This is a genomic window from Pseudomonas sp. Sample_14, assembly GCF_004307515.1.
Classification (GTDB): Bacteria; Pseudomonadota; Gammaproteobacteria; order Pseudomonadales; family Pseudomonadaceae; genus Aquipseudomonas; species Aquipseudomonas atacamensis.
Genome location: NZ_RCOC01000035.1, coordinates 1 through 25,027, shown reverse-complemented (window position 1 = coordinate 25,027; position 25,027 = coordinate 1). Strand labels below are relative to the sequence as shown.

At 59.9% G+C, this 25,027-nt stretch carries 28 protein-coding genes; 10 read left to right on the top strand and 18 right to left on the bottom strand.

What is annotated here, in order from left to right:
• Nucleotides 1-71: 71 nt before the first annotated feature.
• Both D8U61_RS07610 and prlC read right to left on the bottom strand, forming a co-directional pair.
• On the bottom strand, nucleotides 72-362 hold the full coding sequence (locus D8U61_RS07610) for a YheV family putative zinc ribbon protein (RefSeq protein WP_016772316.1): 291 nt from the start codon (nucleotides 360-362) through the stop codon (nucleotides 72-74).
• The gene (gene prlC / locus D8U61_RS07605; protein WP_177433316.1) at nucleotides 359-2,437 is read right to left on the bottom strand and encodes an oligopeptidase A; all 2,079 of its coding nucleotides are present in this window, start codon (nucleotides 2,435-2,437) and stop codon (nucleotides 359-361) included. Before prlC ends, D8U61_RS07610 begins: the two co-directional genes overlap by 4 nt.
• Before the next feature lie 62 nt (nucleotides 2,438-2,499).
• Between prlC and D8U61_RS07600 the strand changes: the two genes are divergently transcribed.
• Nucleotides 2,500-3,045, top strand: coding sequence for a gamma carbonic anhydrase family protein (locus D8U61_RS07600; protein ID WP_016772314.1), 546 nt, complete (start codon nucleotides 2,500-2,502; stop codon nucleotides 3,043-3,045).
• A 27-nt stretch (nucleotides 3,046-3,072) separates the two neighbouring features.
• Nucleotides 3,073-3,723 (top strand): HAD family hydrolase, encoded by a 651-nt coding sequence (locus D8U61_RS07595; protein WP_016772313.1) that lies wholly within the window; start codon nucleotides 3,073-3,075, stop codon nucleotides 3,721-3,723.
• A gap of 98 nt (nucleotides 3,724-3,821) precedes the next feature.
• Here D8U61_RS07595 and D8U61_RS07590 read toward each other — a convergent pair whose 3' ends face one another.
• Complete coding sequence (locus tag D8U61_RS07590) at nucleotides 3,822-4,913, bottom strand: aminopeptidase (RefSeq protein WP_130926702.1); 1,092 nt, start codon at nucleotides 4,911-4,913, stop codon at nucleotides 3,822-3,824.
• A 58-nt stretch (nucleotides 4,914-4,971) separates the two neighbouring features.
• Between D8U61_RS07590 and D8U61_RS07585 the strand changes: the two genes are divergently transcribed.
• Nucleotides 4,972-5,394 carry a hypothetical protein gene (locus tag D8U61_RS07585; RefSeq protein WP_016772311.1) on the top strand — a complete coding sequence of 141 codons (423 nt, stop codon included), beginning with the start codon at nucleotides 4,972-4,974 and terminating at the stop codon, nucleotides 5,392-5,394.
• Between the two features lie 39 nt (nucleotides 5,395-5,433).
• Nucleotides 5,434-5,853: a hypothetical protein gene (locus D8U61_RS07580; RefSeq protein ID WP_016772310.1), complete on the top strand. Its 420-nt coding sequence runs from the start codon at nucleotides 5,434-5,436 to the stop codon at nucleotides 5,851-5,853.
• Nucleotides 5,854-5,860: 7 nt separating this feature from the next.
• Here the strand turns inward: D8U61_RS07580 and D8U61_RS07575 are convergent, their stop codons facing one another.
• Nucleotides 5,861-6,100: a DUF1161 domain-containing protein gene (locus D8U61_RS07575; RefSeq protein WP_024015024.1), complete on the bottom strand. Its 240-nt coding sequence runs from the start codon at nucleotides 6,098-6,100 to the stop codon at nucleotides 5,861-5,863.
• Between the two features lie 241 nt (nucleotides 6,101-6,341).
• The gene (locus tag D8U61_RS07570; RefSeq protein ID WP_016772308.1) at nucleotides 6,342-6,773 is read right to left on the bottom strand and encodes an OsmC family protein; all 432 of its coding nucleotides are present in this window, start codon (nucleotides 6,771-6,773) and stop codon (nucleotides 6,342-6,344) included.
• 240 nt (nucleotides 6,774-7,013) lie between these two features.
• On the opposite strand from D8U61_RS07570, the gene D8U61_RS07565 reads away from it, so the two are divergent.
• A complete protein-coding gene (locus tag D8U61_RS07565) occupies nucleotides 7,014-8,015 on the top strand; it encodes an LLM class flavin-dependent oxidoreductase (RefSeq protein WP_016772307.1) in 1,002 nt (333 codons plus the stop codon).
• Nucleotides 8,016-8,187: 172 nt separating this feature from the next.
• Here D8U61_RS07565 and D8U61_RS07560 read toward each other — a convergent pair whose 3' ends face one another.
• Together D8U61_RS07560 and D8U61_RS07555 are read right to left on the bottom strand one after the other, a co-directional pair.
• Nucleotides 8,188-8,412: a DUF1161 domain-containing protein gene (locus D8U61_RS07560; protein ID WP_024015026.1), complete on the bottom strand. Its 225-nt coding sequence runs from the start codon at nucleotides 8,410-8,412 to the stop codon at nucleotides 8,188-8,190.
• 129 nt (nucleotides 8,413-8,541) lie between these two features.
• The gene (locus D8U61_RS07555; RefSeq protein ID WP_016772305.1) at nucleotides 8,542-8,757 is read right to left on the bottom strand and encodes a dodecin; all 216 of its coding nucleotides are present in this window, start codon (nucleotides 8,755-8,757) and stop codon (nucleotides 8,542-8,544) included.
• A gap of 166 nt (nucleotides 8,758-8,923) precedes the next feature.
• Here D8U61_RS07555 and D8U61_RS07550 point away from each other — a divergent pair, with 166 nt between their 5' ends.
• Complete coding sequence (locus tag D8U61_RS07550) at nucleotides 8,924-9,250, top strand: DUF883 family protein (protein ID WP_039757078.1); 327 nt, start codon at nucleotides 8,924-8,926, stop codon at nucleotides 9,248-9,250.
• Here D8U61_RS07550 and D8U61_RS07545 read toward each other — a convergent pair.
• Entirely contained in the window at nucleotides 9,223-10,140 is a 918-nt protein-coding gene (locus D8U61_RS07545; protein WP_122751344.1) for a LysR family transcriptional regulator, read from the bottom strand. The genes D8U61_RS07550 and D8U61_RS07545 overlap by 28 nt on opposite strands.
• Before the next feature lie 113 nt (nucleotides 10,141-10,253).
• Between D8U61_RS07545 and trpB the strand changes: the two genes are divergently transcribed.
• Both trpB and trpA read left to right on the top strand, forming a co-directional pair.
• The gene (gene trpB / locus D8U61_RS07540; protein ID WP_016772302.1) at nucleotides 10,254-11,486 is read left to right on the top strand and encodes a tryptophan synthase subunit beta; all 1,233 of its coding nucleotides are present in this window, start codon (nucleotides 10,254-10,256) and stop codon (nucleotides 11,484-11,486) included.
• A complete protein-coding gene (gene trpA / locus D8U61_RS07535; RefSeq protein ID WP_024015029.1) occupies nucleotides 11,486-12,295 on the top strand; it encodes a tryptophan synthase subunit alpha in 810 nt (269 codons plus the stop codon). Before trpB ends, trpA begins: the two co-directional genes overlap by 1 nt.
• Nucleotides 12,296-12,353: 58 nt before the next feature.
• Here trpA and D8U61_RS07530 read toward each other — a convergent pair whose 3' ends face one another.
• The 10 genes from D8U61_RS07530 to D8U61_RS07485 all read right to left on the bottom strand — a co-directional run bounded on the left by D8U61_RS07530 (nucleotide 12,354) and on the right by D8U61_RS07485 (nucleotide 22,205).
• Nucleotides 12,354-14,315, bottom strand: a complete 1,962-nt coding sequence (locus tag D8U61_RS07530; RefSeq protein ID WP_130926701.1) for a DUF4105 domain-containing protein — start codon at nucleotides 14,313-14,315, stop codon at nucleotides 12,354-12,356.
• Nucleotides 14,312-14,632 carry a DUF2388 domain-containing protein gene (locus D8U61_RS07525; RefSeq protein WP_041476450.1) on the bottom strand — a complete coding sequence of 107 codons (321 nt, stop codon included), beginning with the start codon at nucleotides 14,630-14,632 and terminating at the stop codon, nucleotides 14,312-14,314. The genes D8U61_RS07530 and D8U61_RS07525 overlap by 4 nt, the downstream gene beginning before the upstream one ends.
• Nucleotides 14,633-14,659: 27 nt before the next feature.
• A complete protein-coding gene (locus D8U61_RS07520) occupies nucleotides 14,660-14,977 on the bottom strand; it encodes a DUF2388 domain-containing protein (protein ID WP_095182269.1) in 318 nt (105 codons plus the stop codon).
• Between the two features lie 108 nt (nucleotides 14,978-15,085).
• Entirely contained in the window at nucleotides 15,086-15,403 is a 318-nt protein-coding gene (locus D8U61_RS07515; RefSeq protein WP_016772298.1) for a DUF2388 domain-containing protein, read from the bottom strand.
• A gap of 331 nt (nucleotides 15,404-15,734) precedes the next feature.
• Nucleotides 15,735-15,950 carry a DUF1127 domain-containing protein gene (locus D8U61_RS07510; RefSeq protein WP_007911656.1) on the bottom strand — a complete coding sequence of 72 codons (216 nt, stop codon included), beginning with the start codon at nucleotides 15,948-15,950 and terminating at the stop codon, nucleotides 15,735-15,737.
• Nucleotides 15,951-16,272: 322 nt separating this feature from the next.
• On the bottom strand, nucleotides 16,273-17,766 hold the full coding sequence (locus D8U61_RS07505) for an acetyl-CoA hydrolase/transferase family protein (RefSeq protein ID WP_130926700.1): 1,494 nt from the start codon (nucleotides 17,764-17,766) through the stop codon (nucleotides 16,273-16,275).
• 214 nt (nucleotides 17,767-17,980) lie between these two features.
• Nucleotides 17,981-19,414: an NAD(P)(+) transhydrogenase (Re/Si-specific) subunit beta gene (locus D8U61_RS07500; protein ID WP_110644713.1), complete on the bottom strand. Its 1,434-nt coding sequence runs from the start codon at nucleotides 19,412-19,414 to the stop codon at nucleotides 17,981-17,983.
• Entirely contained in the window at nucleotides 19,414-19,734 is a 321-nt protein-coding gene (locus D8U61_RS07495; RefSeq protein ID WP_003220416.1) for an NAD(P) transhydrogenase subunit alpha, read from the bottom strand. Before D8U61_RS07495 ends, D8U61_RS07500 begins: the two co-directional genes overlap by 1 nt.
• Before the next feature lie 15 nt (nucleotides 19,735-19,749).
• Entirely contained in the window at nucleotides 19,750-20,871 is a 1,122-nt protein-coding gene (locus D8U61_RS07490) for a Re/Si-specific NAD(P)(+) transhydrogenase subunit alpha (protein WP_071173988.1), read from the bottom strand.
• 434 nt (nucleotides 20,872-21,305) lie between these two features.
• Nucleotides 21,306-22,205 (bottom strand): LysR family transcriptional regulator, encoded by a 900-nt coding sequence (locus D8U61_RS07485; RefSeq protein ID WP_130888824.1) that lies wholly within the window; start codon nucleotides 22,203-22,205, stop codon nucleotides 21,306-21,308.
• Nucleotides 22,206-22,362: 157 nt separating this feature from the next.
• Here D8U61_RS07485 and D8U61_RS07480 point away from each other — a divergent pair, with 157 nt between their 5' ends.
• Together D8U61_RS07480 and D8U61_RS07475 are read left to right on the top strand one after the other, a co-directional pair.
• On the top strand, nucleotides 22,363-23,544 hold the full coding sequence (locus tag D8U61_RS07480; protein WP_024015035.1) for an acyl-CoA dehydrogenase: 1,182 nt from the start codon (nucleotides 22,363-22,365) through the stop codon (nucleotides 23,542-23,544).
• A 14-nt stretch (nucleotides 23,545-23,558) separates the two neighbouring features.
• A complete protein-coding gene (locus D8U61_RS07475; RefSeq protein WP_130926699.1) occupies nucleotides 23,559-24,779 on the top strand; it encodes a CaiB/BaiF CoA-transferase family protein in 1,221 nt (406 codons plus the stop codon).
• Nucleotides 24,780-25,027 lie beyond the last annotated feature (248 nt).

The following is a 25,027-nucleotide window of genomic DNA, read 5'->3' as shown; positions in this document are numbered from 1 at the left end:
CGAAGCGCGGGGGCGAGGTGGTAGATAGTTACCGCCACCTGACGACGATCATCGGCAGGTGGCGGTAGTTGTCACTGTTGCTCGTCGGGCTTTTTCTTCAACTTGGGGTTGGGGAAGAACTGCACGGCCTGGACCTTTTTGTCGGCGGCAGGCTTCAGCGCACTGGTATTGACCCGCGTGCCCAGTTCTTTGGGCACCGACAGGCCCTGCTCGTTGAGGGTGTCGGAGTAGCCGCAAGCCACGCATTCGCGGTGCGGCACGCCGTCTTCGTTCCACATCATCAACTTGTCCGGCTCGCTGCACGCCGGGCAGACCGCCCCGGCGATAAAGCGCTTCTTGGTGATCACAGGGCCGTCGCTCATGCTGCCGCGTCCTCACTCAGGCCGCTGTGGCGCAACAGCGCGTCGATCGACGGCTCACGGCCACGGAAGTCGACGAACAGCACCATCGGTGCCTGCGAGCCGCCGCGCGCCAGAATCGCCTCGCGGAACGCCCGACCGGTTTCAGCGTTAAGCACGCCGTCTTCCTCGAATTTCGAAAAGGCATCGGCGGACAGCACTTCAGCCCACTTGTAGCTGTAGTAACCCGCTGCGTAACCGCCGGCGAAAATGTGCGCAAAGCTGTTGGGGAAGCGGTTGTAAGCCGGTGGACGCATCACCGACACTTCGTCACGCACGCCCTCGAGCACTTGCGCCACGCTGCGGCCATCGCCGTGGGTGGCGTGCAGTTCGAAGTCGAACAGCGAAAATTCCAGCTGACGCACCATCATCAGCCCGGACTGGAAATTCTTCGCCGCGAGCATTTTTTCCAGCAGGTCCTGCGGCAGTGGCTCGCCGGTCTCGTAGTGGCCGGAGATCAGCGCGAGGCCTTCCGGCTCCCAGCACCAGTTTTCCATGAACTGGCTCGGCAGCTCGACTGCGTCCCAGGCCACGCCATTGATGCCGGATACGCCAGCGTGTTCGACGCGGGTCAGCAGGTGATGCAGGCCGTGGCCGAACTCGTGGAACAGGGTGGTCACTTCATCATGGGTCAGCAGCGCAGGCTTGCCGCTGTCGGCCGGGGTGAAGTTGCACACCAGATTGGCGACTGGGCTTTGCAGCACACCGTCGACGGTGCGACGACGGTCGCGGGCGCCGTCCATCCATGCGCCGCCACGCTTGTTGGCGCGGGCATACAGGTCGAAGAAGAAGCGGCCGACGTGCTGGCCGTTTTCCTTGATCTCGAACAGGCGGACGTCCGGATGCCAGGTGTCGAAGCCTTTCTGCTCGGCGATCTCGATGCCGTACAAACGCTGGACGATGGCGAACAGGCCGCTGAGGACTTTGTCGATCGGGAAGTAGGCTCGCAGGGTTTCCTGAGCGACGCTGTAACGCTGCTCGCGGAGTTTTTCGCCGTAGAAACCACTGTCCCAGCTTTGCAGGTCGGCGCAGCCCTGTTCGGCGGCGTAAGCGCGCAGCTGTTGCAGATCCTGCGCGGCGAACGGCTTGCTGCGTTGGGCCAGATCGCGCAGGAAGCTCAGCACCTGATCGCTGGATTCGGCCATTTTCGTCGCCAGGCTCAGCTCGGCGAAACTGGCGAAGCCCAGCAATCGGGCCACTTCCTGACGCAGTTCGAGGATTTCTTCCATCACCGGACCGTTGTCGTTCTGGCCAGCATTCGGGCCTTGGTCCGAGGCACGGGTGCAGTAGGCGGCGTAGACTTCTTCGCGCAGTGCGCGGTCCTGCGCATAGGTCATCACGGCGTAGTAGCTGGGGAATTCCAGGGTGATCAGCCAGCCGTCGAGGCCTTTGGCCTGGGCTGCGGCAGCCATCTGCGCCTTGGCCGAATCGGTCAGACCGGCGAGGGCGGCTTCGTCGGTGATGTGCTTGGTCCACGCCTGGGTGGCGTCGAGTAGTTGGTTGGAGAAGCGGCTGCCCAGCTCTGACAGTTTGCTCTGCACTTCGGCGTAACGTTTCTGCTCGGCTTCCGGCAGATCGATACCCGACAGACGGAAATCGCGCAGGGCGTGTTCCAGGATGGTTTTTTGCGCGACGTCAAAATTGGCAGCTTCCGGACTGTTGGCCAACGCTTCATACGCCTGGAACAGTTCGCGGTTCTGGCCCATCTCGGTGGAGTAGGCGCTCAGGGCCGGCAGGCACGACTCGTAGGCTTCACGCAGTTCGGCGCTGTTGCACACGGCGTTAAGATGGCTGACCGGGCTCCACGCCGCACCGAGACGATCATTGAGTTCGTCCATCGCCAGCACCAGACCGGCCCAGGTCGGGTTCTTGCCCTGGGTCTTGAGAATTTCGGCGATGGCGGCGCGGTTGTCCGCGAGGATGGTTTCGATGGCGGGCAGGACGTGTTCGGCACGGATCGTGGAGAACGGCGGCAGGTCGTAGGACTGCAAAAGAGGGTTGTTCACGCTCACGGTTGGCACCTTGGCTGGAAGAAACATGCGCCCATCTTAATTACAATCGACACTCACCGCAGCTATCGGCGACAGAGAGAGAACTAATCGTGTCCCTTCGCAAATACCAGAATCACACCCCCCGCCTGAGCAACGGCGCATTCGTCGACGGTTCGGCGGTGGTGATCGGCGACGTCGAAATTGGCGCAGACAGCTCGGTCTGGCCGCTGACGGTGATCCGTGGCGACATGCACCGCATCCGCATCGGTGCGCGCACCAGCGTGCAGGACGGCTGTGTGCTGCACATCACCCACGCCGGCCCGTTCAACCCGGACGGCTTTCCATTGCTGATCGGGGACGACGTGACCATCGCCCACAAGGTCATGCTGCACGGCTGCACCGTGGGCAGCCGCGTATTGATCGGCATGGGCAGCATCGTCATGGACGGTGCCGTGGTGGAAGACGATGTGATCATCGGCGCCGGCAGCCTGGTGCCGCCGGGCAAGCGCCTGCAGAGTGGCTTTCTGTATGTCGGCAGCCCGGTCAAGCAAGTGCGCCCGCTGACCGACAAGGAAAACGCCTTCTTCACCTACAGCGCGGCGAATTACGTCAAGCTCAAGGACCTGCATCTGGCCGAAGGCTACGACCAGCTCTGAATCGCCTACACCTGCTCGGGAATTTCCATGCATTACCAGACCGTACTGTTCGACCTCGATGGCACCCTGACCGACCCGCGTGAGGGCATCACCCGCTCAATTCAATTTGCCTTGGCCAATCTCGGCATCGACGAACCGGACCTGAGCAAACTGGAACACTTCATCGGCCCGCCGCTGCTGCAAGCGTTCATGCAGTTCTACGACTTCGACGAGGCCAGGGCCTGGGAAGCGGTGAATTTCTATCGCGAGCGCTTCAAGGTCACCGGCCTCTATGAGAATCGGGTGTTCGACGGGGTCACGCCGTTGCTGGAAACCTTGAGCGGGCAGGGGCGGCAGTTGTACATCGCCACCTCCAAACCGTGGGTGTTCGCCCGCGAGATCGCCCGGCACTTCGACTTCGCCCGCCACTTCAAAGTGATCTACGGCAGCGAACTGGACGGCACGCGGACCAACAAGGTTGAGCTGATTGCGCACTTGCTTGAGGAAGAACGCCTGGACCCCGCGCAGACCCTGATGATCGGCGATCGCAAGCACGACCTGATCGGCGCGCGCAGCAATGGCCTGGATGCAGCGGCGGTGGGCTATGGGTTCGGCAGTTTTGAAGAACTGAATGCCGAGGCGCCGGCTTATCACTTTGAAACTTTGGACGAGTTGCATCAGGCGTTTTTGCAGCGCTGAGCAGATGGCTATCGCTGGCAAGCCAGCTCCCACAGGTTAGCGATTCTTCAGGCTCACCGCTGTCCCTGTGGGAGCTGGCTTGCCAGCGATGAGGCCCGTCAGCCGCTGGAGGACTCAGGAACTGCCAAGGCCCTCAAAGCCGCCTTACGCTCATCAACCGGCAACCGTCCCAACCGCTCAACCTCGGCATAAAACCTCAGCCAATCCCCATCCATTTGCCTGAACAGCGCCGCAAACGCCGGCACCCACTGGTCATACAGCCCGAACGGCAACAACCGCGCGTTGTTCAGTGGCGCATTGACCCAAGCGTCATAGCGTTTGTCCCCGGCCCACTGACTGTCGCGCATGACCCGATACTCCCGGCGCAAGCGCTCGAATTCAGCTGCTTTGCGCTCACGCATCTGCTCAACCGACAGCGGCTGCGCATACAGCGTCTCCAGCCGTGAGCGCGTGTCGAGTACCAGACCGATGAACTGGTCACGCTGCTTGAGCCTGGCATCCGACTCCGCCGGCAGCCCGCGGAACGCGCGCCATTGCCGCGTGCCTTCCTGCTCGACGAAGGTGGCGAAAGACTCGTTGAATTCAGTGTCGTCCTTCACATAGAACTTCTGGTGCGCCAGTTCATGAAAGATCAGCGTGGCCAGTCGTTCGTCGCCCCAGCCCATCATCGAATTGAGGATCGGGTCATTGAACCAGCCGAGCGTCGAGTACGCCTCGACCCCGCCGATCGACACGTCCATGCCCTGCAAGCGCTGAAGCGCCGCTTCGCCACGGGCGGCGCTCTGGCTGTAGTAGCCGCGATAGGCCACGCAGCCGGCAATCGGGAAGCAGTGATTCTGCGGCGTCAGGGAAAACTCTGCGGTGGCGAACACGTTCCACACCACGAACGGCCGGCCGATGTCGGCGTAGAGACGATAGCTCTGGTTGTCCGGCAAGTGCAGATGCTCGCTGGCGAACGTGCGGGCCTTTTGTGATTGAGCCAGATGCGCGCGCAATCTGGCATCGCGGCTGGGGTCGGCAATGACTTTTTCGACCGGCTCCCGTGCGCGCAGCAATTGCAGTTGGCCGCTGGCCAACTGGCTGTAATAGCTGACGCTGGTGCAACCGTTGAGCAACAAAAACAACACACCCGGAAACAAAATCGGAAAAACGCGATCAAGTAACCCAAGGCTAGAAAATGGCCTGATCAAAATAAGAAATTCCCCGGAAAGTCTGCCCCAAGACTATCCCGCCTCAAGGAGCACCGCTATGCGCATGTTGATGCTGACAGGAGGCCTGCTGACGCTGGCCGGTTGTGCCGGATTCGGAATGCCCGACCCCGACCCTTCGCAAGCCTGGATCGATCTTGACGCTCGCCAACACGACACGGCGCTGCAAGCCGTACAAGTCGATGCCACACAGGCTGTCGACAAACGTTATTTCGAAGTGCAGCCCGGCAGCCATGAGCTGAAGGTGCGCTATCAATTCCCGGTCGAGGCCACCAACATCGGCCCGACTGCCGAACCGCTGTGGCGCGATTGCCAGTTGAGCGTGAAATTCAAGGATTTCAACGCCGGCCAGCGCTATCAGCTGCAGGCGGGCAGCATCGGCTTCCGGCCTTGGGCCAAGCTTTATGACGAACAGCGCAAGGTTGTCGGCCAGGGCACACCGGCGGGCTGTCAGAGCAGTTGATCGGCGCTATGCTGCAAATCCCGTCAAAGGATATCGATCATGCGCAAGTTGACGACATTGCTGGCCGCCAGTGTGCTCGCCGGTTGTCAGAGCCCGTTGCCGGCGGCCGATCCAGACAAAGCCTGGGTCGACTTCGCCATGCCTACCCCCGGCGGCAAAGTGCTGATGGCCGAGCGCCTGGATAAACAGCGCTTGCGCGACGGACGGTTTTTTCAGGTGACGCCCGGTAGTCATGAGCTCACCGTGCGCTTTGACTTCGAAGTATTCGGGGGTGGTCAGGGCATGGATACCGATCCGCAAGAGCGGCTGTGTTACATGACCGTGCCCTATGAACACTTCGAGGCCGGGCAGCGTTACCGCCTTGAGGCCCGATCGCTGGCCTTCACGCCAAGTGCACGCTTGATCAATCGTCAGGGGCAGATCGTTGCCAACGAGCGGCAGATCAATTGCGTGCCGTGATAGGCAATCAGCTATCGTTTCTCTGATAGATAATCCGCTTGGTGCCGTTCTCGCAAGAACCGACGATCATGGCCGAGTCGTGCTGCTTCGCCTCTTCTGCCGTGATGATTTCAAGGGTGTACGTTGGGATCGCCTTCGCCTGGATCTTGATCTCGATCTCCTTTCTAAGCTCCTCGCATTTTTTGGGGGCTGCGAAAGCGGACGTGGCCAGTGCACTGCAAAGAATCGCCAAGCCAATACGTTTCATCGATGAAGCTCCTTGAGGCAGCGCGCACGGGTGTGCGCTGAAGCTGCTGTCGATTATTCGACCACAATTCTGCAGAGCGGGTTCTGACTTTGCTCACACCTTGTATTAATTGCCGGCCGCTGAGCAGGTTTCGAGACTGCCTTCGCGAGCAAGCTCGCTAACACACTGGATCTGCGACGTGCACAAATCCCCCTCTGGGAGCGAGCCTGCTCGCGAAGGCGTCAGCCCGGCAAACGCCGAATCAACTGACCAGCGAAGCCTCAAGCGTGATCTTCGCATTCAGCACCTTGGAAACCGGGCACCCTTCCTTGGCCTTGTTGCTCAGCTCTTCAAACTGCTGCTGAGTTGCGCCCGGGATTTTCGCCTTGAGAATCAGCTTCACCGCAGTGATCGCGAAGCCGCCGTCAACCTGATCGAGGGTGACTTCGGCGTTGGTGTCGATGCTGTCTGCCTTCAGGCCGGCATCGCCGAGAATCATCGAAAACGCCATGGAGAAGCACCCGGCGTGGGCCGCGCCGATCAATTCTTCCGGGTTGGTGCCTTTGCCGCCTTCAAAGCGCGCCTTGAAGCCGTACGGCGCTTCGCGCAGTACGCCGGTTTCGGTGGAGATCGAGCCGAGACCGGTTTTCAGATCGCCTTCCCAATGCGCCGATGCCTTTTTCACGATAGCCATGTCTGCCTCCTCAAATATGGCGCGGAACGCCGCGCCGTCGCGGTTTTTACTAGCAAGGCTTCTGAGGATAGACGGCGGAACAAAGTTCAGCCTGGCTGAATCGTTGACTTTTTTAGTAGGAAATTTCGTCGCTGCTATTGAATCTCGGGTATATGCCCTCATTCCATAAAACACGCTTATGGATTTGGCAGGTTTTCGTTCGCAAGAAAAACCTGCCTCCCCACCCGGAGATGCAGGTTCATGAAAAAACTGTCCGATGTTAAATTTTCCACCCTCGATCTGGTGCCGGTGCGCGAAAACGGCAGCGCGGGGCAATCGCTGCGCAACTCGCTGGACCTGGCGCAGCATGCCGAGAAATTCGGCTACACGCGCTTCTGGGTCGCCGAACACCACAACATGGACGGCATCGCCAGTTCGGCCACTTCGGTGTTGCTCGGCTATCTGGCCGGAGGCACGTCGACGATCCGCGTCGGTTCCGGCGGGGTGATGCTCCCCAACCATGCGCCGCTGGTGATTGCCGAGCAGTTCGGCACCCTCGAGAGCCTGTACCCGGGACGCATCGACTTGGGTCTGGGCCGCGCGCCCGGCTCTGACCAGATGACCGCCCGCGCCTTGCGCCGTGAGCGCTCGGGCAGCGCTGACGACTTCCCTGAAGACGTTGCCGAACTGATGCGCTACCTCGGCCCGCGCACCCCGGAGCAACGGGTGATCGCCATGCCCGGCACCGGCACCAACGTGCCGATCTGGCTGCTCGGCTCAAGTCTGTTCAGTGCGCAATTGGCGGGTGAGCGCGGCTTGCCTTACGCCTTCGCCTCGCACTTCGCGCCGCGCTTCATGCACGAGGCGATCCGTATCTACCGCAATCACTTCAAACCGTCGGCGGTGCTCGACAAGCCGTACGTGATGCTCGGCGTGCCGCTGGTGGCAGCGGATACCGATGAGCAAGCCGATTACCTGGCGACGTCGGTGTACCAGCGCATTCTTGCGTTGATGCGTGGCCAGAGCCTGGTGCAGCGTCCGCCGGTGAAAACCATGGACGGTCTGTGGCTGCCCCATGAACGTGAGGCGGTGGGCGATTTTCTCGGCCTCGCCATGGTCGGCGGCCCGCAGAAGATCCGCGCCAAGCTTGAGGTGTTGATCGAGCAGACCCAGGCGGACGAGCTGATTTTCACCAGTGATTTGTATGAGCATGCTGATCGCGTGCGCTCGTACGAGCTGCTGGCGCAGGTGATGAAGGGCTAAGATTCACCACACATACCTTGTGGGAGCGAGCTTGCTCGCGAAGACGGAGTGTCAGGCACTCGATATGTCGACTGACCCACCGGTTTCGCGAGCAAGCTCGCTCCCACATCGGGCACATGGAGCCCACAAAAAAGCCGACGCATCCACGTCGGCTTTTGTATTTCAGGCGCAATCAACCGCGTTTGTAGACGATTTCCTTGCTGCCGCCTTCGCAACTGCCGACGACGTCACCATCAGCCGCCGCACCCTTGTCGACAACTTCCAGCGAATATCCGGAAACGCCTTTGGCGTCGAGCTTCGCGGCGATTTCGCTTTTCAGCTCGTCACATGGCTTGCCGGCTGCAAACGCACCACCCGCAAGGCTCAACAAACCTACTGCCAACATGAACTTCTTCATCGGTCGCACTCCCTGGTCGGATTGAAAGAGGCGGGCATCGAGTCATCCACCCGATGCGCTCACCTTGTAGCGCTTTGCCATTCCCTATGGCACTCGGCCAGCGCGCAAGTTCAGAAGACTAGCTCAAACTCAGCTGGCGGCAATCTTGAAGCCGACTTTCAGCGTGACCTGAAAGTGCGCTACCTGGCCATTTTCGATGTGGCCACGGGTTTCGGTCACTTCAAACCATTCCAGATTGCGCAGGGTTTTGTTCGCCTCGGCCAGTGCATTGTTGATGGCGTCTTCGATGCTGGTAGTGGACGAGCCGACCAGCTCGACTTTCTTGTAGGTGTGATGATCACTCATGGCGTTCTCCTTGGGTTGGAATGGCGTGTGAAATTGAGCCTAGCAGGCAATTGCACTGATGAATTCGGCGCCGCTGCGCTGCCGAAGTTCAGAATTTCTGCACTTTCTGGACATGCTGAAGTCCCAACCAACACACGCCACTCATCACCAATGCAGGAGAGCCACCATGGCCAACACCTCTTTACGTAAAGCCTCGTTGCAAAGCATGGAAGCCGAGATCGAGAGTCTGCTCAAATCGTTGGAAAGCTTGAAAGACGATGCTTCGGACGAGTCGCGCAAGACCCTCAAGGCGCTGAAAAGCAACGCCGAAAGTGCGCTGAAACATTCCCGTCATCTGCTCAGCGACGCGTACGAAGAAGTCAAAGTGAAAACCCGCGAGACCGGCATTGCCACTCGTGACTACGCGCAGGAACACCCATGGACCACAGCCGGCGTGGCTGTCGGTGCAATCGGTCTGCTCGCCGCCTACTTTTTGTTCAAGCGCGGTGAGTGATCAGGCTGGCGCAGCTCGTTCTTGAGCCATTGCGCCAGTTGCCGGGCGCGTCCATCTGCGGCGCGCTTGGGTAGCCACAACGCCAGTTGCGCCGGGGTTTCGCAGAAGCCCCACGGCGCAACCAGGCGACCCGCCTTCAGATCTTCGGTTACCAGCGGCTCCGGCGCGATTGCCACGCCGAGACCTGCAACAGCCGCCTCCAGCAAATAATACAAATGCTCAAACCCTTGCCCGAGCTTCAACGCCTTGGGATCGAGGTGGTTTTGCTGCGCCCAGCTGGGCCAGGCTTGTGGGCGAGAGGTGGTGTGCAGCAAGGGCTCATCAAAAAGATCTGCGGCCACAGCGGTGTGCAGCTTCTGATAACCGCTATACAACGGGCTCATTACGGGGCCGATGCGTTCCGCCGCCAGTTCATAGACCTGCATATCGGCCGGCCACGGTGGTTCGGCGAACAGCAACAACGCATCAAGGCCCGGGCGCCGGGGATCGAGATCGCCTTCACCGGCCGACAGGTGCAGACGCAGATCCGGCAAATCGGCATTCAGCCGCCCCAGACGCGGAATAAACCAGCGCGCCAGCAGGCTCCCGGAACAACCCAGCACGAACGGCGCATCCGCTGTGCTTTGCGTAAGTTCGGCGCAAACACTGCGCAACCGATCAAACGCCTCAGCGCTGGCATCGCGCAGACGCGCTCCGGCATCTGTGAGTTTCAAGCCGCGTCCGTCCTTGACGAACAGGCTCACCCCTAGATGTTCTTCAAGCACCTTGAGCTGGCGGCTGACCGCACCGTGGGTGACGTGCAGCTGTTCGGCAGCCTGACTCACACTGTTCAGACGGGCGGTGGCCTCGAAGGCGCGCAAGGCATTCAGCGGGGGAAGGTCATGGCTCATGGTATCTGTGAGTTTTCCTGACAGGTTGTGGCGATCTTATCGGTTTTCAGCCTGGAAAGTCAGGGGTAGAGTGATCGTCATTGTCTTCTGACCGAATTCACCTGGAGCGACCCATGACCCAGACTTCGAACACCTCTGATCTGCGTAACGGCCCTGACGCCAACGGCCTGTTCGGTGCGTTCGGTGGCCGTTATGTAGCGGAAACCCTGATGCCGTTGATCCTCGACCTGGCTCGCGAATACGAAGCGGCCAAGGAAGATCCGGCGTTCAAGGAAGAATTGGCCTACTTCCAGCGAGACTACGTCGGACGTCCAAGCCCGTTGTATTTCGCCGAACGCCTGACCGAGTTCTGCGGCGGCGCGAAGATCTACCTCAAGCGTGAAGAGCTGAATCACACCGGCGCGCACAAGATCAACAACTGCATCGGCCAGATCCTGCTGGCGCGGCGCATGGGCAAGAAGCGCATCATCGCCGAGACCGGCGCCGGCATGCACGGCGTGGCCACGGCCACCGTTGCTGCGCGTTTCGGGCTGGACTGCGTGATCTACATGGGTACCACCGACATCGAACGTCAGCAGGCCAACGTCTTCCGCATGAAGCTGCTCGGCGCTGAAGTCATTCCGGTCGTTGCCGGTACAGGCACCCTCAAAGATGCGATGAACGAAGCTCTGCGTGACTGGGTGACCAACGTCGACAACACTTTCTATCTGATCGGTACTGTGGCCGGCCCACACCCTTATCCAGCAATGGTCCGCGACTTCCAGGCCGTCATCGGCAAGGAAACACGCGATCAACTGCAAGCTCAGGAAGGTCGTCTGCCGGACAGCCTGGTGGCGTGCATCGGTGGCGGTTCCAACGCCATGGGCCTGTTCCACCCGTTCCTCGATGACAAGAGCGTGGAGATCATCGGCGTCGAAGCCGCCGGTTACGGCATCGAAACCGGCAAGCACGCGGCCAGCCTCAACGGCGGGGTGCCGGGCGTGCTGCACGGTAACCGCACCTTCCTGCTGCAGGACGACGATGGGCAGATCATCGACGCTCACTCGATTTCCGCTGGCCTCGACTATCCGGGCATCGGCCCTGAACACGCCTGGTTGCATGACATCGGCCGCGTCCAGTACACCTCGGTAACCGATGACGAAGCTCTTGAAGCGTTCCACAAATGCTGCCGCCTGGAAGGGATCATTCCTGCCCTGGAAAGCGCCCACGCTCTGGCCGAAGTGTTCAAGCGCGCACCGAAGCTGCCGAAGGATCACCTGATGGTGGTCAACCTCTCGGGCCGTGGTGACAAGGACATGCAAACCGTGATGCACCATATGCAACAGTCGCAGCAGGAGAAACACTGATGAGCCGCCTGCAAACCCGCTTTGCCGACCTCAAGCAACAGAACCGCGCCGCGCTGGTGACCTTTGTCACTGCAGGTGATCCTGACTACGACACTTCGCTGGCAATCCTCAAAGGCCTGCCTGCCGCAGGTGCCGATGTGATCGAGCTGGGCATGCCGTTCACCGATCCGATGGCCGATGGCCCGGCGATCCAGCTGGCCAATATCCGCGCACTGGGCGCCAAACAGAATCTGGCGAAAACCCTGCAAATGGTTCGCGAGTTCCGTGAAGGCAACAGCGACACGCCGCTAGTGTTGATGGGCTACTTCAACCCGATTCACAAATTCGGCGTCGAGCGTTTCATCGCCGAAGCCAAAGAGGCTGGCGTTGACGGCCTGATCGTGGTCGACATGCCACCAGAGCACAACGAAGAGCTGTGCGACCCGGCGCAGGCTGCTGGCCTGGACTTCATCCGCCTGACCACGCCGACCACCGACGACGCGCGTCTGCCGCGTGTGCTCAACGGCAGCTCCGGTTTCGTCTACTACGTGTCGGTGGCCGGTGTCACCGGTGCCGGTGCAGCGACTCTGGAACATGTGGAAGAGGCGGTTGCACGTCTGCGTCGGCATACCGATCTGCCGATCAGCATCGGTTTCGGTATCCGTACGCCGGAGCAGGCTGCGGCCATCGCGCGTCTGGCTGACGGTGTGGTGGTGGGCTCGGCGTTGATCGATCACATCGCCAGTGCCGATACGCCTGAACAGGCCATCGATGGCGTGTTGAGCCTTTGTTCGGCGCTGTCCCAAGGCGTGCGCAAGGCTCGCGTCTAAGACCGCAGGGGAAAACAAAAAGGCTTCAGAACAGGCGTTCTGAAGCCTTTTTTTCTGCTCAGGGTAATTGCAGTCCGCCCGAAGCTTTGTGCAGTTTGCGCAAATGCTCGCCAATCTGCTTCACGTTGGCCTCGCTGGCGGCAATCTCGGCGGCGCGCTTGGGTTCGAGCAGCTTGCGCACTTCAGTATCGAGGTCGCCGGACAGCGCCAGCAGCTTCTTCTGCCGCTGGCTGCTTTCCGCTTCCAGTCGGCCGAACTCGCTCGGCTGGGGCAGTCCGTAACCCTTGGAGTCGAGCAGTTCCGCCGGGCGGCTGAGGAAACCACTGTTGGCGAGGATCTGCTGCAAGGTCGCGTTGGCCTTGTCCATGCCGCCGTTTTCCAGCTCGCGGGCGCCGAGGTAGCGTTGCTTGACCTCATCCTGCGCCAGCAACAACTGCCGGCGGAAACTGGCTTGCTCGAGCAGCAACAGCGCCGCGCTGGTGCGCAGGTCGGCGCGGTCGAACCATTCGCGGCGTTGTTCAGCGCTGAGTGACAGCCAGTCTTCGACAGTGGTCTGCTTGATCGGCAGCTGCTTCTTCAATACATCGAACATCGCTTGATAGCGATCGCGGAAGGAGTCGAAGCGGTAACCCAGACGCAGCGCTTCTTTCGGATCGTCGAGCACACTGGTGTCGGCCAGACCACGGCCCTTGAGCACTTCCAGCAAGCCGTTGGGCATGATGCTGTCGAGGCCGACCAGTTGGCTGTTATTGCTGCCGCTGCGCAACAGTTTCAAGCCTTCTACCGCGCAATTGTTGGACAGGAAGAAGTAGTTGCCGTCGTAGCTCCAGTGCATTTCGGCAGCATGTTCGACCACGCCTTCGATTTCCTTGCGAGACAGGTTCAGCGGCACCGAAGCGAGGCTGCGCAGCTCGGTCTTGGTGTACTCGTCGATCACCTGTGCCAGCGGCAACACGAACAGCCGCGACGGGTATTTGCCGACCAGTCCGTCCCAGCTCGACAGCTGCACATCGCCAACGAAGGCGCGATAGGACAGCACCAGGTGCTGATCGAGGTCGAGGCGGCAATCCGGGCCACGCGGGCGACCGGGGGCGCAGATCACCAGGCGCAACATGCTGTGGCCCCAGCGGCTGACCCAGTTCTGATTGGCCTCGGCCAGCAGGTAATCGACCGCGTAGACCCGTTCCGGATCGACTTGCCCCAGAGGCTGCTTGGCGAAGTCATTGCCCGCATTGAGAAAGGCGAAGCTCTTGCTGCAGGCGTCCTGCGCTGGCGGCGCCCAGCCGAAATGTTCCTTGTAGTAGCGATACAGCGCCGGGCGGCGGCAGGCGTAACTCGGGTCGAGGAGGAAGTACTCCATGTTGACCGCAACGAATTCCTTGGGACTGGAGATCTCGTAAAGATCCGGACTGCGGGCGATCTGGCGGTTGTGTTGTTCACGCTCGCCACGGCGGCCAACGTATTGCTGCCACCCGGCCAGGTCAAGCATGCGCGGGTCATCGCTGATGGTGAAGCGGCGACCGTTCTGCCCGCGACACTCATCGGGAATGCCGATCAGCCCGGCGCTGTTGAAGCGTCGGGTGCAGCGTTGGATCAACGTGCGCTCGGCGCTCGGCCATAAACGCGCGCGATCATAAATGTGGGTAATTTCGTGCAGCACCGTGGCCAGCAGTTCCTCGCGCACAGTGCCGTGGGGGCGATTGGTTTTCTCTTTCGCCGCGCTGCCATCGGTGAGGCCGGCGAGCAGCTTGCGATTCAGATCGAGCTCGGACACCAGCGTCGCCTGCCCGTAAGCGTTGGCAGGCATGTCGTCGGTCCAGCCGACGTCGATGCGCCGATCCAGCCGCTCGATGAAGCTCGGCGGCAGTTTCGCCATCGCCTCATCGATCAGCGCCTGACTGGCCTGTTGTTGAGCCGGGCTCAGACCCTCGGTCTTGAGCCGCAATTGCAGGCCGGCGTGGGCGCTGTTGCCAAGCAGCAACAACACCCCGGCCAGCAGCCAGGCGCCAACGGACTTCACAGTGCGAGAATGGCTTCGGCGAGTACCTGATCACTGGCGTCGCGCGCTTCCGGCACGCGAGTGCGCAAGGTGTTGAGGGCGGCTTCTAGGTGCGCGCCACGGATGTCGCCGTTGCTGGCGACGAAACTGGCGGCGTCGTCGTGGGCTTCGCGGATGATTTTCGAATCGCGAATCGACGTGGTGGTATCGGAAGTGAAATCGATGCTGCGCTGGGAGGCACGAACGATGATGTTACTGGTGGCTACCAGGGTGTGCGCCTGGGCCACATCGGCCAACACAAACAGGCCAAGGGCGGCAGCAATCAGCGGGCTACGCATGGAACGACTCCGGAAGGACAAGGATAACTATTGGACGAGAATTGCCTCTGCCAGTTCAAGGTCGCTGGCATGAAGTTTCGGCCGGGTTTTGCGCAGGTAATGCAGCGCGGATTCCAGCCGTGCGCCTCGCCATTCACCGTCACTGGCAACAAAGGCGGCCGCATCATCATGGGCGGCGAGCAGCAGTTTACGGTCGAACGGCGCAGAAGACACCATGCTGGTAGCGTAACCGCTGACCACCGTGCCTTGGGTCGACGCATTGAAAGCATCGAAGGCGTTGGCGGACATCGCCCAGCAGGCCGTGAATAAAGTAGAAGAGATGAGCAGAGTTGGAAGAAAGCGCATGGGACTCGACAACTGTTAACGAGCCTGAAGGCTAGCGCAAATGCCCGGGCCAGAGCCAGCGTTGAAACATCGGGACACGGCTGGCGTGTCCCGCAATTCCGCAAACGATCAGAGGGTCAGAATGGCCTGAGCCAATTGGGCATCGGTGGCATTGAGTTGTGGCGCCTGATGGCGGATGTGATCGAGCGCGCTTTCCAGCTTCACTCCACGGATATCGCCTTCGCTGGCCACGAAGCTGGCGGCATCGTCTCGGGCGGCGAGGACGATCTTGTCGTCACGGAACGAGGAGGTCACATCGGAAGTGGCGTCGGAAGTGGCTTTCAGCGCGCCGACGATCGAGTCGGTGGTCACGATGAAACTGGTAGCACTGGCGTTGGCAGCCACGGCCAGCAGGGCGGCGGCACTGAGCAGGCGAAGACGGGTCATGATGGAACTCCTTTGGATAAACCGTAGTGAGAGGTGGCTCGGTATCTGAGGAGTCAGACGCCTGTTGCGCAACGTTCGCCACGTTCTGCATGGATATTAGGCTGCCAGATGCGGTTCGCCCAGTGGTGGCCAGTGATACTTCAAAGGTTCTGGATAACTGTACCGGTATGTTCGAGTATTTCGTAAATTGTACCTGTACTCGTTCATATATGCGTTTAGAGCATTCAAGGCCCTGAAACAACAAAACCCGTCGTGGTTTCCCACGACGGGTTCTGCTTGTGCAATTCGGGTTGCTGGCGGTGGGTCTGACGACCAGAGCCAGCGACGCTGCTTAGCGCCAGAACGGCTTGCTCAGCTCTTCGTAGCGTTGTGCTTCGCTGATACCGGCGTCAGCCAGCAGACGCGAATCCAGACGGGCCAGTTGGTGGCGGCTGGAGATGCGGCGCTGCCACAACATCAGGTTGGCAATAACGCGCAGAGGCAGGGAAGCCTGGGTGTTTACAGCTTTGTCTTCGAAGAACAGTTCGGAACTGAGTGTACGTTCCATGGTTGACATCCTTCCGCTTGTGGCGGGATCAGGTAGTGGTTTGACTGGTGCCCATGATCCTCTCGTTTGGATAGTCTCTGTAGATACAGTTCATTTGTATTGTGAGTGAGCAGTTAACTGTTTATGGATGGTGTACGGGTCGAAATTGGGCAAACTGTACCTGTCCGCACTTGATTGGTGCATTTCCGCTCGTATCAGGGGATTGAGTAGGGCTTTGCTGTAGGAAAAGACCGGTACAGCAGTACAGTTTTTTTGAAATCCTGCTTCTCGCGCGCATCTACCGAGGCAAAACTGTGTTTGCCTCGGTGGTTATCTGTGTGAATCACACCGCCAGCATGCGCCCGGTTTCTTCCAGGTTCATATGCCAGCTCAGGGCTTCGCGCAAAATGTGCGGGGTATGACCGCCGATTGCACAGGCAGCGCTGAAGTAGTCATTCAGTGCCTGGCGAAAGTCCGGATGCACGCAGTTGTCGATGATCACTCGTGCACGCTCCCGTGGCGCCAGGCCACGCAGGTCGGCGAGGCCGACTTCGGTCACCAGGATGTCGACGTCATGCTCGGTATGGTCGACGTGGCTGACCATCGGCACCACGCTGGAAATCGCGCCACCCTTGGCGATCGACTTGGTCACGAATACCGCCAGATGCGCATTGCGCGCGAAGTCGCCGGAGCCGCCGATGCCGTTCATCATCCGCGTGCCGCAGACATGGGTGGAGTTGACGTTGCCGTAGATATCGAACTCCAGCGCGGTGTTGATGCCGATGATGCCCAGACGGCGCACCACCTCGGGGTGATTGGAGATCTCCTGCGGCCGCAGAACCAGTTTGTCCTTGTACTTCTCCAAGTTGCCGAACACGTCGCTGTTGCGCCGCTCGGACAGGGTGATCGAGCTGCCCGAGGCGAAGCTCAGCTTGCCGGCATCGATCAGGTCGAAAGTCGAGTCCTGCAGCACTTCCGAATACATGGTCAGCTCTTCGAACGGCGAGTCGATCAAGCCGCACATCACCGCGTTGGCGATGTTGCCAATGCCAGCCTGCAGCGGGCCGAGCTTGTTGGTCATGCGGCCGGCCGCGACTTCCTGCTTGAAGAACGTGATCAGGTGTTCGGCGATAGCGTTGGTGTCGATGTCCGGTACCGACACCGTGGACGGCGAGTCCGATTGTTGAGTGACGACAATCGCAACGATCTTCTCCGGCGGAATCGGAATTGCCGTGCTGCCGATGCGATCGTCGACTTTCACCAGCGGGATTGGCGTCCGCGTCGGGCGGTACGTCGGGATATAGATGTCGTGCAGGCCTTCGAGGTTGGCGTTGTGGGCCAGGTTGATCTCGACGATCACTTGTTTGGCGAAAATCGCGAAGCTGGCCGAGTTGCCCACCGAAGTGGTCGGCACGATATGGCCTTGTTCGGTGATGGCGACTGCCTCGATGACGGCAATGTCCGGCAGCTTCAACTGTTGGTTGCGCAGTTGCTCTACGGTTTCCGAGAGATGCTGGTCAATGAACATTACTTCGCCGGCGTTGATTGCTTTGCGCAACGTGCTGTCGACCTGAAACGGCATGCGCCGCGACAGCACGCCGGCCTCGGTCAGTTGCTTGTCGAGGTCGTTACCCAGACTGGCGCCGGTCATCAGGCTGATCTTCAGCGGCGTGACCTTGGCGCGCTCGGCCAGTGCATGGGGAACGGCCTTGGCTTCGCCGGCGCGGGTGAAACCGCTCATGCCGACGGTCATGCCATCCTCAATCAGAGCAGCGGCGTCGGCAGCGCTCATCACTTTGTCCAACAACGAAGGCAGGCGAATACGGTCACGGTACATGGATTATTATCTCGGGCAACGAGTAGCAGGATGCGCAGTCTAGTTAATTTGGCCGGCGCCTGTCCCGCTACCAAGGTCGCAAACGAGGCCTCTATTTCGCGGGTTTGCAGTAAAACACCGTTACCGGATCTGCAACAACGAGGCAAATGGTCCAGCGTCTGGCGCAAACAAAAACGCCCCGACAAGTCGGGGCGTTCGCTATTGCAGCGGTGAATTACTCGACCGCTTTGACCATGTCTTCGATGACTTTCTTCGCATCGCCGAAGACCATCATGGTCTTGTCCAGATAGAACAGTTCGTTGTCCAGACCGGCATAGCCGCTGGCCATCGAGCGCTTGTTGACGATGATGGTCTTGGCCTTGAACGCTTCGAGAATCGGCATACCGGCAATCGGTGACTTCGGATCGTTCTTCGCGGCCGGGTTGACCACGTCGTTTGCGCCGAGCACCAGCACCACGTCGGCCTGACCGAACTCGGAGTTGATGTCTTCCATCTCGAACACCTGGTCGTAAGGCACTTCGGCCTCGGCGAGCAGGACGTTCATGTGCCCAGGCATGCGACCGGCCACCGGGTGAATCGCGTACTTCACGGTCACGCCGCGATGGGTCAGCTTCTCGGTCAGTTCCTTCAGTGCGTGTTGTGCACGGGCCACTGCCAGACCGTAGCCCGGGACGATGATCACGGTGTCGGCGTTGGTCAGCAGGAAGGTTGCGTCATCAGCCGAGCCGGATTTCACCGGACGGGCTTCCTGCGCACCGGCAGGACCTGCGTCTGCCGTATTGCCGAAACCGCCGAGCAGTACATTAAAGAAGGAGCGGTTCATCGCCTTGCACATGATGTACGAGAGGATCGCACCGCTCGAACCCACCAGCGAGCCGGCAATGATCAGCATCGAGTTGTTCAGCGAAAAACCGATGCCCGCCGCCGCCCAGCCGGAATAGCTGTTGAGCATCGACACCACCACCGGCATGTCGGCGCCGCCGATCGGGATGATGATCAGCACGCCCATCACGAACGCCAGCGCCAGCATCAGTGCGAATGCAGTGAGGTTGCCGGTGAACATGAAGGTCAGGCCGAGCACCAGCGTAGCCAGACCCAGAACCGCATTGAGTTTGTGCTGACCGGCGAACTGTACCGGTGCGCCCTGGAACAGACGGAACTTGTATTTGCCCGAGAGCTTGCCGAAGGCGATCACCGAACCCGAGAAGGTGATCGCACCGATCGCAGCACCGAGGAACAGCTCCAGACGGTTGCCTGCCGGAATCGCATCGCCCAGTTGTTTAACGATACCCAACGACTGCGGCTCAACTACCGCCGCAATAGCAATGAACACCGCCGCGAGGCCGATCATGCTGTGCATGAACGCTACCAGTTCCGGCATCTTGGTCATTTCAACGCGCTTGGCCATGATCGAGCCGGCGGTACCGCCGACCAGCAAGCCAACGATCACATAACCGATACCAGCCGTAGCCAGCTCAGCGCCCAATTTATAGATGAGGCCGACCGTGGTGAGGATCGCCAACGCCATGCCAAGCATGCCGAACAGGTTGCCGCGCCGCGAAGTGGTCGGGTGCGACAGGCCTTTGAGGGCCTGGATAAAGCAGATCGACGCGATCAGGTAGAGCGTCGTGACGAGATTCATGCTCATTACTTCGGCGCCTCTTCTTTTGCTTTCGGGGCTTTCTTCTTGAACATCTCAAGCATGCGGCGGGTGACCAGGAAGCCACCAAACACATTGACCGCCGCCAGTGCCACTGCCAGCGTGCCCATGGTCTTGCCCAGCGGCGTGACGGTCAGCGCAGCGGCGAGCATGGCGCCGACGATCACGATCGCGGAAATGGCGTTGGTCACCGCCATCAACGGCGTGTGCAGCGCAGGCGTAACGTTCCAGACCACGTGGTAACCGACATAAATCGCCAGCACGAAGATGATCAGGTTGTAGATACCGGGGGAGATAAGCTCTTCCATCGTCTGAATCCCTGCTTAGGCGTTTTTGCGGATGACTTGGCCGTCGCGGCACATCAGGCACGCGGCGACGATGTCGTCTTCGAGGTTGACGTCGAACTGGCCTTCCTTGGTGAACACCAGCTTGAGGAAGTCCAGCAGGTTGCGTGCGTACAGCGCCGAAGCATCGGCAGCGACTTCACCGGCGAGGTTGGTCGGGCCGACGATGGTCACACCGTTTTCCACAACGACCTGATCGGCGACGGTCAGTGGGCAGTTGCCACCCTGGGCGGCGGCGAGGTCGATGACCACCGAGCCCGGTTTCATCTGTGCCACGGTCTCGGCGCTGAGCAGCGTCGGCGCTTTGCGGCCCGGAATCAGTGCGGTGGTGATGACGATATCGGCCTGCTTGGCGCGCTCGTGCACAGCCTGCGCCTGGCGCTGCATCCAGCTCGCCGGCATCGGCCGCGCGTAACCGCCGACACCGACGGCACATTCGCGCTCTTCATCGGTCTCGTAAGGCACGTCGACGAACTTCGCGCCGAGGGATTCGATCTGTTCCTTCACCGCTGGACGCACGTCGGAGGCTTCGATCACCGCACCCAGACGTTTCGCTGTGGCAATCGCCTGCAAACCGGCCACGCCCGCGCCGAGAATCAGCACGCGCGCCGCTTTCACGGTGCCCGCAGCAGTCATCAGCATCGGCATGAAGCGTGGGTAATAGTGAGCCGCGAGCAACACCGCTTTGTAGCCGGCGATATTCGCCTGCGACGACAGCACATCAAGACTCTGCGCCCGCGAGGTACGCGGCGCCGCTTCGAGGGCGAACGCGGTAATGCCGCACTCGGCCATCTTCGCGATGGTCTCGTTGTTGAATGGGTTGAGCATGCCCACCAGCACCGCACCGCGCTTGATCAGCGTCAGTTCGGCATCGCTTGGCGCGATCACTTTGAGAATCAGCTCGGCGCCAAACGCGTCATTGGCGCTGCCAATGCTTGCGCCGGCCGCTTCATAGGCACTGTCGACGACACTGGCTTTGACGCCAGCGCCGCTTTGCACAGTGACCTTATGGCCTTGGCTGATCAGCTTCTTGATGGTTTCCGGGGTTGCAGCAACCCGTGTTTCACCGGTCTGGGTTTCGAGAGGAACACCAATGTGCACGTCAAATCTCCTGCGTGATCTTATTGAGTAAACCCATGCACTACGGATGGTGCGACTGGGGCGGCCGATCAGCACGATCCCGCCGAATCAGGGCGGGGCGCGGCATTTTGCAGGCGAACTTTATGCCCTTCAAGGGATTATGACGGGTGACGGAAAATTAACTACAAGTCATGCCGTGACCGAATGTCGCAGATGGCCAGTTGAACCCCTTGCAGGCCGTGCCCTGCATGGATTCTGGCTGAATTTGAAAAAAATTCGCATCGGTGGCGTGAATGGGCAGTAATGAGTCGCCATTAGAGGCTCAAAGCCACGTGTTTGGCAGCTTGTGGGACGTCTGTACGACTTTCGGATACAGTCTGCGCAAAAGCGACAAATAGTTATATCTGTAGGGCTTTGGTTTTTCTGACTACGGGGTTAAGTATTGCGCAAAGCCTTTATTCTTCTAGGCTGTAGCTCTGCGCTTGATTTACCAGCCAGTCGCGAAATGCCTTCAGCGATGCCGATTCGACCTTTCGCTCTGGAATCATCAGGTAATAGGCCTTGATGCTGGAGAGCGCTTGAGGGTTGGCAACCACCAGACGTTTCTCTGCCAGCTCGCGCTGGATCAGAAACGGCGGAATCAGCGCGACGCCCATGTCGTGCATGGCTGCCTGGGCAAGCATGGAGAATAGCTCGTAGCGTGGGCCGGTCATGTCGCGCGGAATATTCAGCTGTTGCGAGTTGAACCATTGGCGCCAGGCGTAAGGTCGGGTGGTTTGCTGCAGCAGCGGTAGTTCAGCGATGGCTTGCGCTGTCAGCTGCGTGTGATCGCCGAGTAGGGAGGGGCTGCACACCGGCATCGGATTTTCGCCCATCAACCTGTGGGATTCGGTACCCGACCAATCGGCATCACCGAAATAGATCGCGGCATCGAATTCGGTATCGGCAAACAGGAAAGGCCGAGTGCGGTTGGTCAGGTTGACGGTCACTTCCGGGTGCTTGAGCTGAAAATCCTTGAGCCGTGGCAGCAGCCATTGCGTGCCGAAGGTCGGGACGACGGCGAGCTCGATGACGTTGGTGCCCTGCTGGCCCATTACCGAGAGGGTGTCGCGCTCCACTGCATCGAGCTGAGTCGCCACCCGACGACTGTAGGAAAGACCCGCCTCGGTCAGTTTCACTCCACGTCGCGAGCGTCGGAACAGTTCCACGCTGAGGAAATCTTCCAGGCTGGCGATCTGTCGGCAAATGGCGCCTTGGGTGAGCGACAGTTCTTCAGCAGCACGGGTAAAGCTCTCATGGCGGGCGGCAGCTTCGAAACTGATCAGGGCGGCGGTGCTGGGGATCTTCCTGCGCATGTACGTCAACCTCACTAATGCGCCGCATAAAAGGCTATTCGCGACGGTACGGAGTGAGAAATTAGCACAACAGAATGCGAAATCCTCGTTTGCCCCGACGGCGAACCGCGCCTAGGATCAATGCCACGTTAATTCACCCGATTGCGAGGGCACACTCATGGGCGGTAAAGCTAGCTTCAACTGGATCGATCCCCTGCTGCTGGATCAACAGCTCACTGAAGAAGAGCGGATGATCCGCGACACCGCCGCGCAGTTCGCTCAACAGAGTCTCGCTCCGCGTGTGCTCGAAGCTTTCCGTCATGAAAAGACCGACCCGGCAATCTTCCGCGAGATGGGTGAAGTCGGCCTGCTCGGTGCGACCATTCCCGAACAATACGGTGGCAGCGGTCTGAACTATGTCAGCTACGGCCTGATTGCCCGAGAGGTCGAGCGCGTCGACTCTGGCTATCGCTCGATGATGAGCGTGCAATCCTCACTGGTGATGGTGCCGATCAACGAATTCGGTACCGAAGCACAGAAGCAGAAGTACCTGCCGAAGCTGGCATCCGGCGAATGGATCGGTTGCTTTGGCCTGACCGAGCCGAACCATGGTTCCGATCCGGGCGCGATGATAAGCCGGGCGCGCAAAGTCGATGGCGGCTACAGCCTGACTGGCGCGAAGATGTGGATCACCAACAGCCCGATCGCTGACGTATTCGTGGTCTGGGCCAAGGACGATGCTGGCGACATCCGTGGTTTCGTTCTGGAGAAAGGCTGGAAAGGTCTGAGCGCTCCGGCGATTCACGGCAAGGTCGGCCTGCGCGCTTCGATCACCGGTGAGATTGTCATGGACAACGTGTTCGTGCCGGAAGAAAACATCTTCCCGGATGTCCGTGGCCTGAAAGGTCCTTTCACCTGCCTCAATTCCGCACGCTATGGCATTTCCTGGGGCGCGCTGGGCGCTGCCGAATTCTGCTGGCACACTGCGCGCCAATACACTCTGGATCGTCAGCAGTTCGGTCGTCCGCTGGCCGCAACTCAGCTGGTACAGAAGAAACTCGCCGACATGCAGACCGAAATCACTCTGGCACTGCAAGGCTGCCTGCGCTTGGGCCGGATGAAGGACGAAGGTACCGCCGCCGTTGAAATCACTTCGATCATGAAGCGCAACTCCTGCGGCAAGTCGCTGGATATCGCGCGGATGGCGCGGGACATGCTCGGTGGCAATGGCATCTCCGATGAGTTCGGTGTCGCTCGTCATCTAGTCAATCTGGAAGTGGTGAATACCTATGAAGGTACCCATGACGTTCACGCGCTGATCCTCGGGCGTGCGCAAACTGGTCTGCAAGCGTTCTATTAATAGGAGAGCGGACCATGGGCGCGCTGTCACATCTACGGGTACTGGATTTATCACGAGTGCTGGCCGGGCCTTGGGCCGGACAGATCCTCGCCGACCTTGGCGCCGAAGTGATCAAGGTCGAGCGCCCGGGCAATGGTGATGACACCCGCGCCTGGGGCCCGCCCTTCCTTAAAGACGCCTACGGCGAGAACACGTCGGAAGCGGCTTATTACCTCTCGGCAAACCGCAACAAGCAATCGGTCACCATCGACTTCACCCGGCCTGAAGGGCAGAAGCTGGTGCGTGACCTGGCGGCAAAGTCGGACATTCTGATTGAGAATTTCAAAGTAGGTGGTCTGGCGGCCTATGGTCTGGACTATGAGTCGCTGAAGGCGCTCAACCCGAATTTGATCTATTGCTCCATTACCGGCTTCGGTCAGACCGGGCCTTATGCCAAGCGTGCGGGCTATGACTTCATGATCCAGGGGCTCGGCGGCTTGATGAGTCTGACTGGTCGACCTGAAGGAGATGAAGGCGCTGGCCCGGTGAAAGTGGGCGTGGCGCTAACGGATATTCTTACCGGGCTGTATTCGACGGTAGCGATCCTCGCGGCATTGGCTCATCGCGATCACGACGGTGGCGGCCAGCACATCGATATGGCGTTGCTGGATGTACAGGTCGCATGTCTGGCGAACCAGGCGATGAACTACCTGACCACCGGCAGTGCGCCAAAGCGTCTGGGCAATGCCCATCCCAACATCGTGCCTTATCAGGACTTTCCTACGGCGGATGGCGACTTCATCCTCACCGTGGGCAATGACGGGCAGTTCCGCAAGTTCGCCGAAGTCGCGGGGCAACCGCAGTGGGCGGATGATCCGCGCTTCGCGACCAACAAGCTGCGGGTAGCGAACCGCGCGCTGCTGATCCCGTTGATCCGCCAAGCTACGGTCTTCAAGACCACGGCCGAGTGGGTTGCTCAATTGGAGCAGGCGGGTGTGCCTTGTGGGCCGATCAATGATCTGTCGCAGGTGTTTGAAGATCCACAGGTGAAGGCGCGCGGTCTGGCGATCGAACTGCCTCATGCATTGGCGGGAATGGTGCCCCAGGTGGCCAGCCCGATTCGATTATCGGAGACCCCCGTTGAATATCGTCATGCGCCTCCTTTATTGGGTGAGCACACGTTAGAGGTTCTGCAGCGGGTGCTGGGTCTGGGGGCAGGTGGGGTGGCTATGTTGAAGGAAGAAGGCGTCCTTTAAGTCTTCTTCTATATAGAAGACGCTCTTTTCTCATCTGATTGGATGTTTTTTAACCAATTCGCAAGTTATTGAAAGAAAAGCGAAATTAACGGTTGACGGCAGATTCCATAGGTCTATAATTCGCCCCACTTCCGGCGCAGTCGAAACGGAAAACTCCTTGAAATTCAAAGAGTTGCGCAGTTTTCGACAGCGGCTTGCTTCAGATCATCGAAGCCTGGAAGGAGTTGAAAGAGCAGTGATGTGTAGCT

What these genes read in the sequence shown, in the direction of transcription:
- D8U61_RS07610 (WP_016772316.1), bottom strand. Translation starts at nt 362, where the DNA reads ATGAGCGACGGCCCTGTGATCACCAAGAAGCGCTTTATCGCCGGGGCG.
- prlC (WP_177433316.1), bottom strand. Translation starts at nt 2,437, where the DNA reads ATGTTTCTTCCAGCCAAGGTGCCAACCGTGAGCGTGAACAACCCTCTT.
- D8U61_RS07595 (WP_016772313.1), top strand. Translation starts at nt 3,073, where the DNA reads ATGCATTACCAGACCGTACTGTTCGACCTCGATGGCACCCTGACCGAC.
- D8U61_RS07585 (WP_016772311.1), top strand. Translation starts at nt 4,972, where the DNA reads ATGCGCATGTTGATGCTGACAGGAGGCCTGCTGACGCTGGCCGGTTGT.
- D8U61_RS07580 (WP_016772310.1), top strand. Translation starts at nt 5,434, where the DNA reads ATGCGCAAGTTGACGACATTGCTGGCCGCCAGTGTGCTCGCCGGTTGT.
- D8U61_RS07575 (WP_024015024.1), bottom strand. Translation starts at nt 6,100, where the DNA reads ATGAAACGTATTGGCTTGGCGATTCTTTGCAGTGCACTGGCCACGTCC.
- D8U61_RS07570 (WP_016772308.1), bottom strand. Translation starts at nt 6,773, where the DNA reads ATGGCTATCGTGAAAAAGGCATCGGCGCATTGGGAAGGCGATCTGAAA.
- D8U61_RS07565 (WP_016772307.1), top strand. Translation starts at nt 7,014, where the DNA reads ATGAAAAAACTGTCCGATGTTAAATTTTCCACCCTCGATCTGGTGCCG.
- D8U61_RS07560 (WP_024015026.1), bottom strand. Translation starts at nt 8,412, where the DNA reads ATGAAGAAGTTCATGTTGGCAGTAGGTTTGTTGAGCCTTGCGGGTGGT.
- D8U61_RS07555 (WP_016772305.1), bottom strand. Translation starts at nt 8,757, where the DNA reads ATGAGTGATCATCACACCTACAAGAAAGTCGAGCTGGTCGGCTCGTCC.
- D8U61_RS07550 (WP_039757078.1), top strand. Translation starts at nt 8,924, where the DNA reads ATGGCCAACACCTCTTTACGTAAAGCCTCGTTGCAAAGCATGGAAGCC.
- D8U61_RS07545 (WP_122751344.1), bottom strand. Translation starts at nt 10,140, where the DNA reads ATGAGCCATGACCTTCCCCCGCTGAATGCCTTGCGCGCCTTCGAGGCC.
- trpB (WP_016772302.1), top strand. Translation starts at nt 10,254, where the DNA reads ATGACCCAGACTTCGAACACCTCTGATCTGCGTAACGGCCCTGACGCC.
- trpA (WP_024015029.1), top strand. Translation starts at nt 11,486, where the DNA reads ATGAGCCGCCTGCAAACCCGCTTTGCCGACCTCAAGCAACAGAACCGC.
- D8U61_RS07525 (WP_041476450.1), bottom strand. Translation starts at nt 14,632, where the DNA reads ATGCGTAGCCCGCTGATTGCTGCCGCCCTTGGCCTGTTTGTGTTGGCC.
- D8U61_RS07520 (WP_095182269.1), bottom strand. Translation starts at nt 14,977, where the DNA reads ATGCGCTTTCTTCCAACTCTGCTCATCTCTTCTACTTTATTCACGGCC.
- D8U61_RS07515 (WP_016772298.1), bottom strand. Translation starts at nt 15,403, where the DNA reads ATGACCCGTCTTCGCCTGCTCAGTGCCGCCGCCCTGCTGGCCGTGGCT.
- D8U61_RS07510 (WP_007911656.1), bottom strand. Translation starts at nt 15,950, where the DNA reads ATGGAACGTACACTCAGTTCCGAACTGTTCTTCGAAGACAAAGCTGTA.
- D8U61_RS07505 (WP_130926700.1), bottom strand. Translation starts at nt 17,766, where the DNA reads ATGTACCGTGACCGTATTCGCCTGCCTTCGTTGTTGGACAAAGTGATG.
- D8U61_RS07500 (WP_110644713.1), bottom strand. Translation starts at nt 19,414, where the DNA reads ATGAGCATGAATCTCGTCACGACGCTCTACCTGATCGCGTCGATCTGC.
- D8U61_RS07495 (WP_003220416.1), bottom strand. Translation starts at nt 19,734, where the DNA reads ATGGAAGAGCTTATCTCCCCCGGTATCTACAACCTGATCATCTTCGTG.
- D8U61_RS07485 (WP_130888824.1), bottom strand. Translation starts at nt 22,205, where the DNA reads ATGCGCAGGAAGATCCCCAGCACCGCCGCCCTGATCAGTTTCGAAGCT.
- D8U61_RS07480 (WP_024015035.1), top strand. Translation starts at nt 22,363, where the DNA reads ATGGGCGGTAAAGCTAGCTTCAACTGGATCGATCCCCTGCTGCTGGAT.
- D8U61_RS07475 (WP_130926699.1), top strand. Translation starts at nt 23,559, where the DNA reads ATGGGCGCGCTGTCACATCTACGGGTACTGGATTTATCACGAGTGCTG.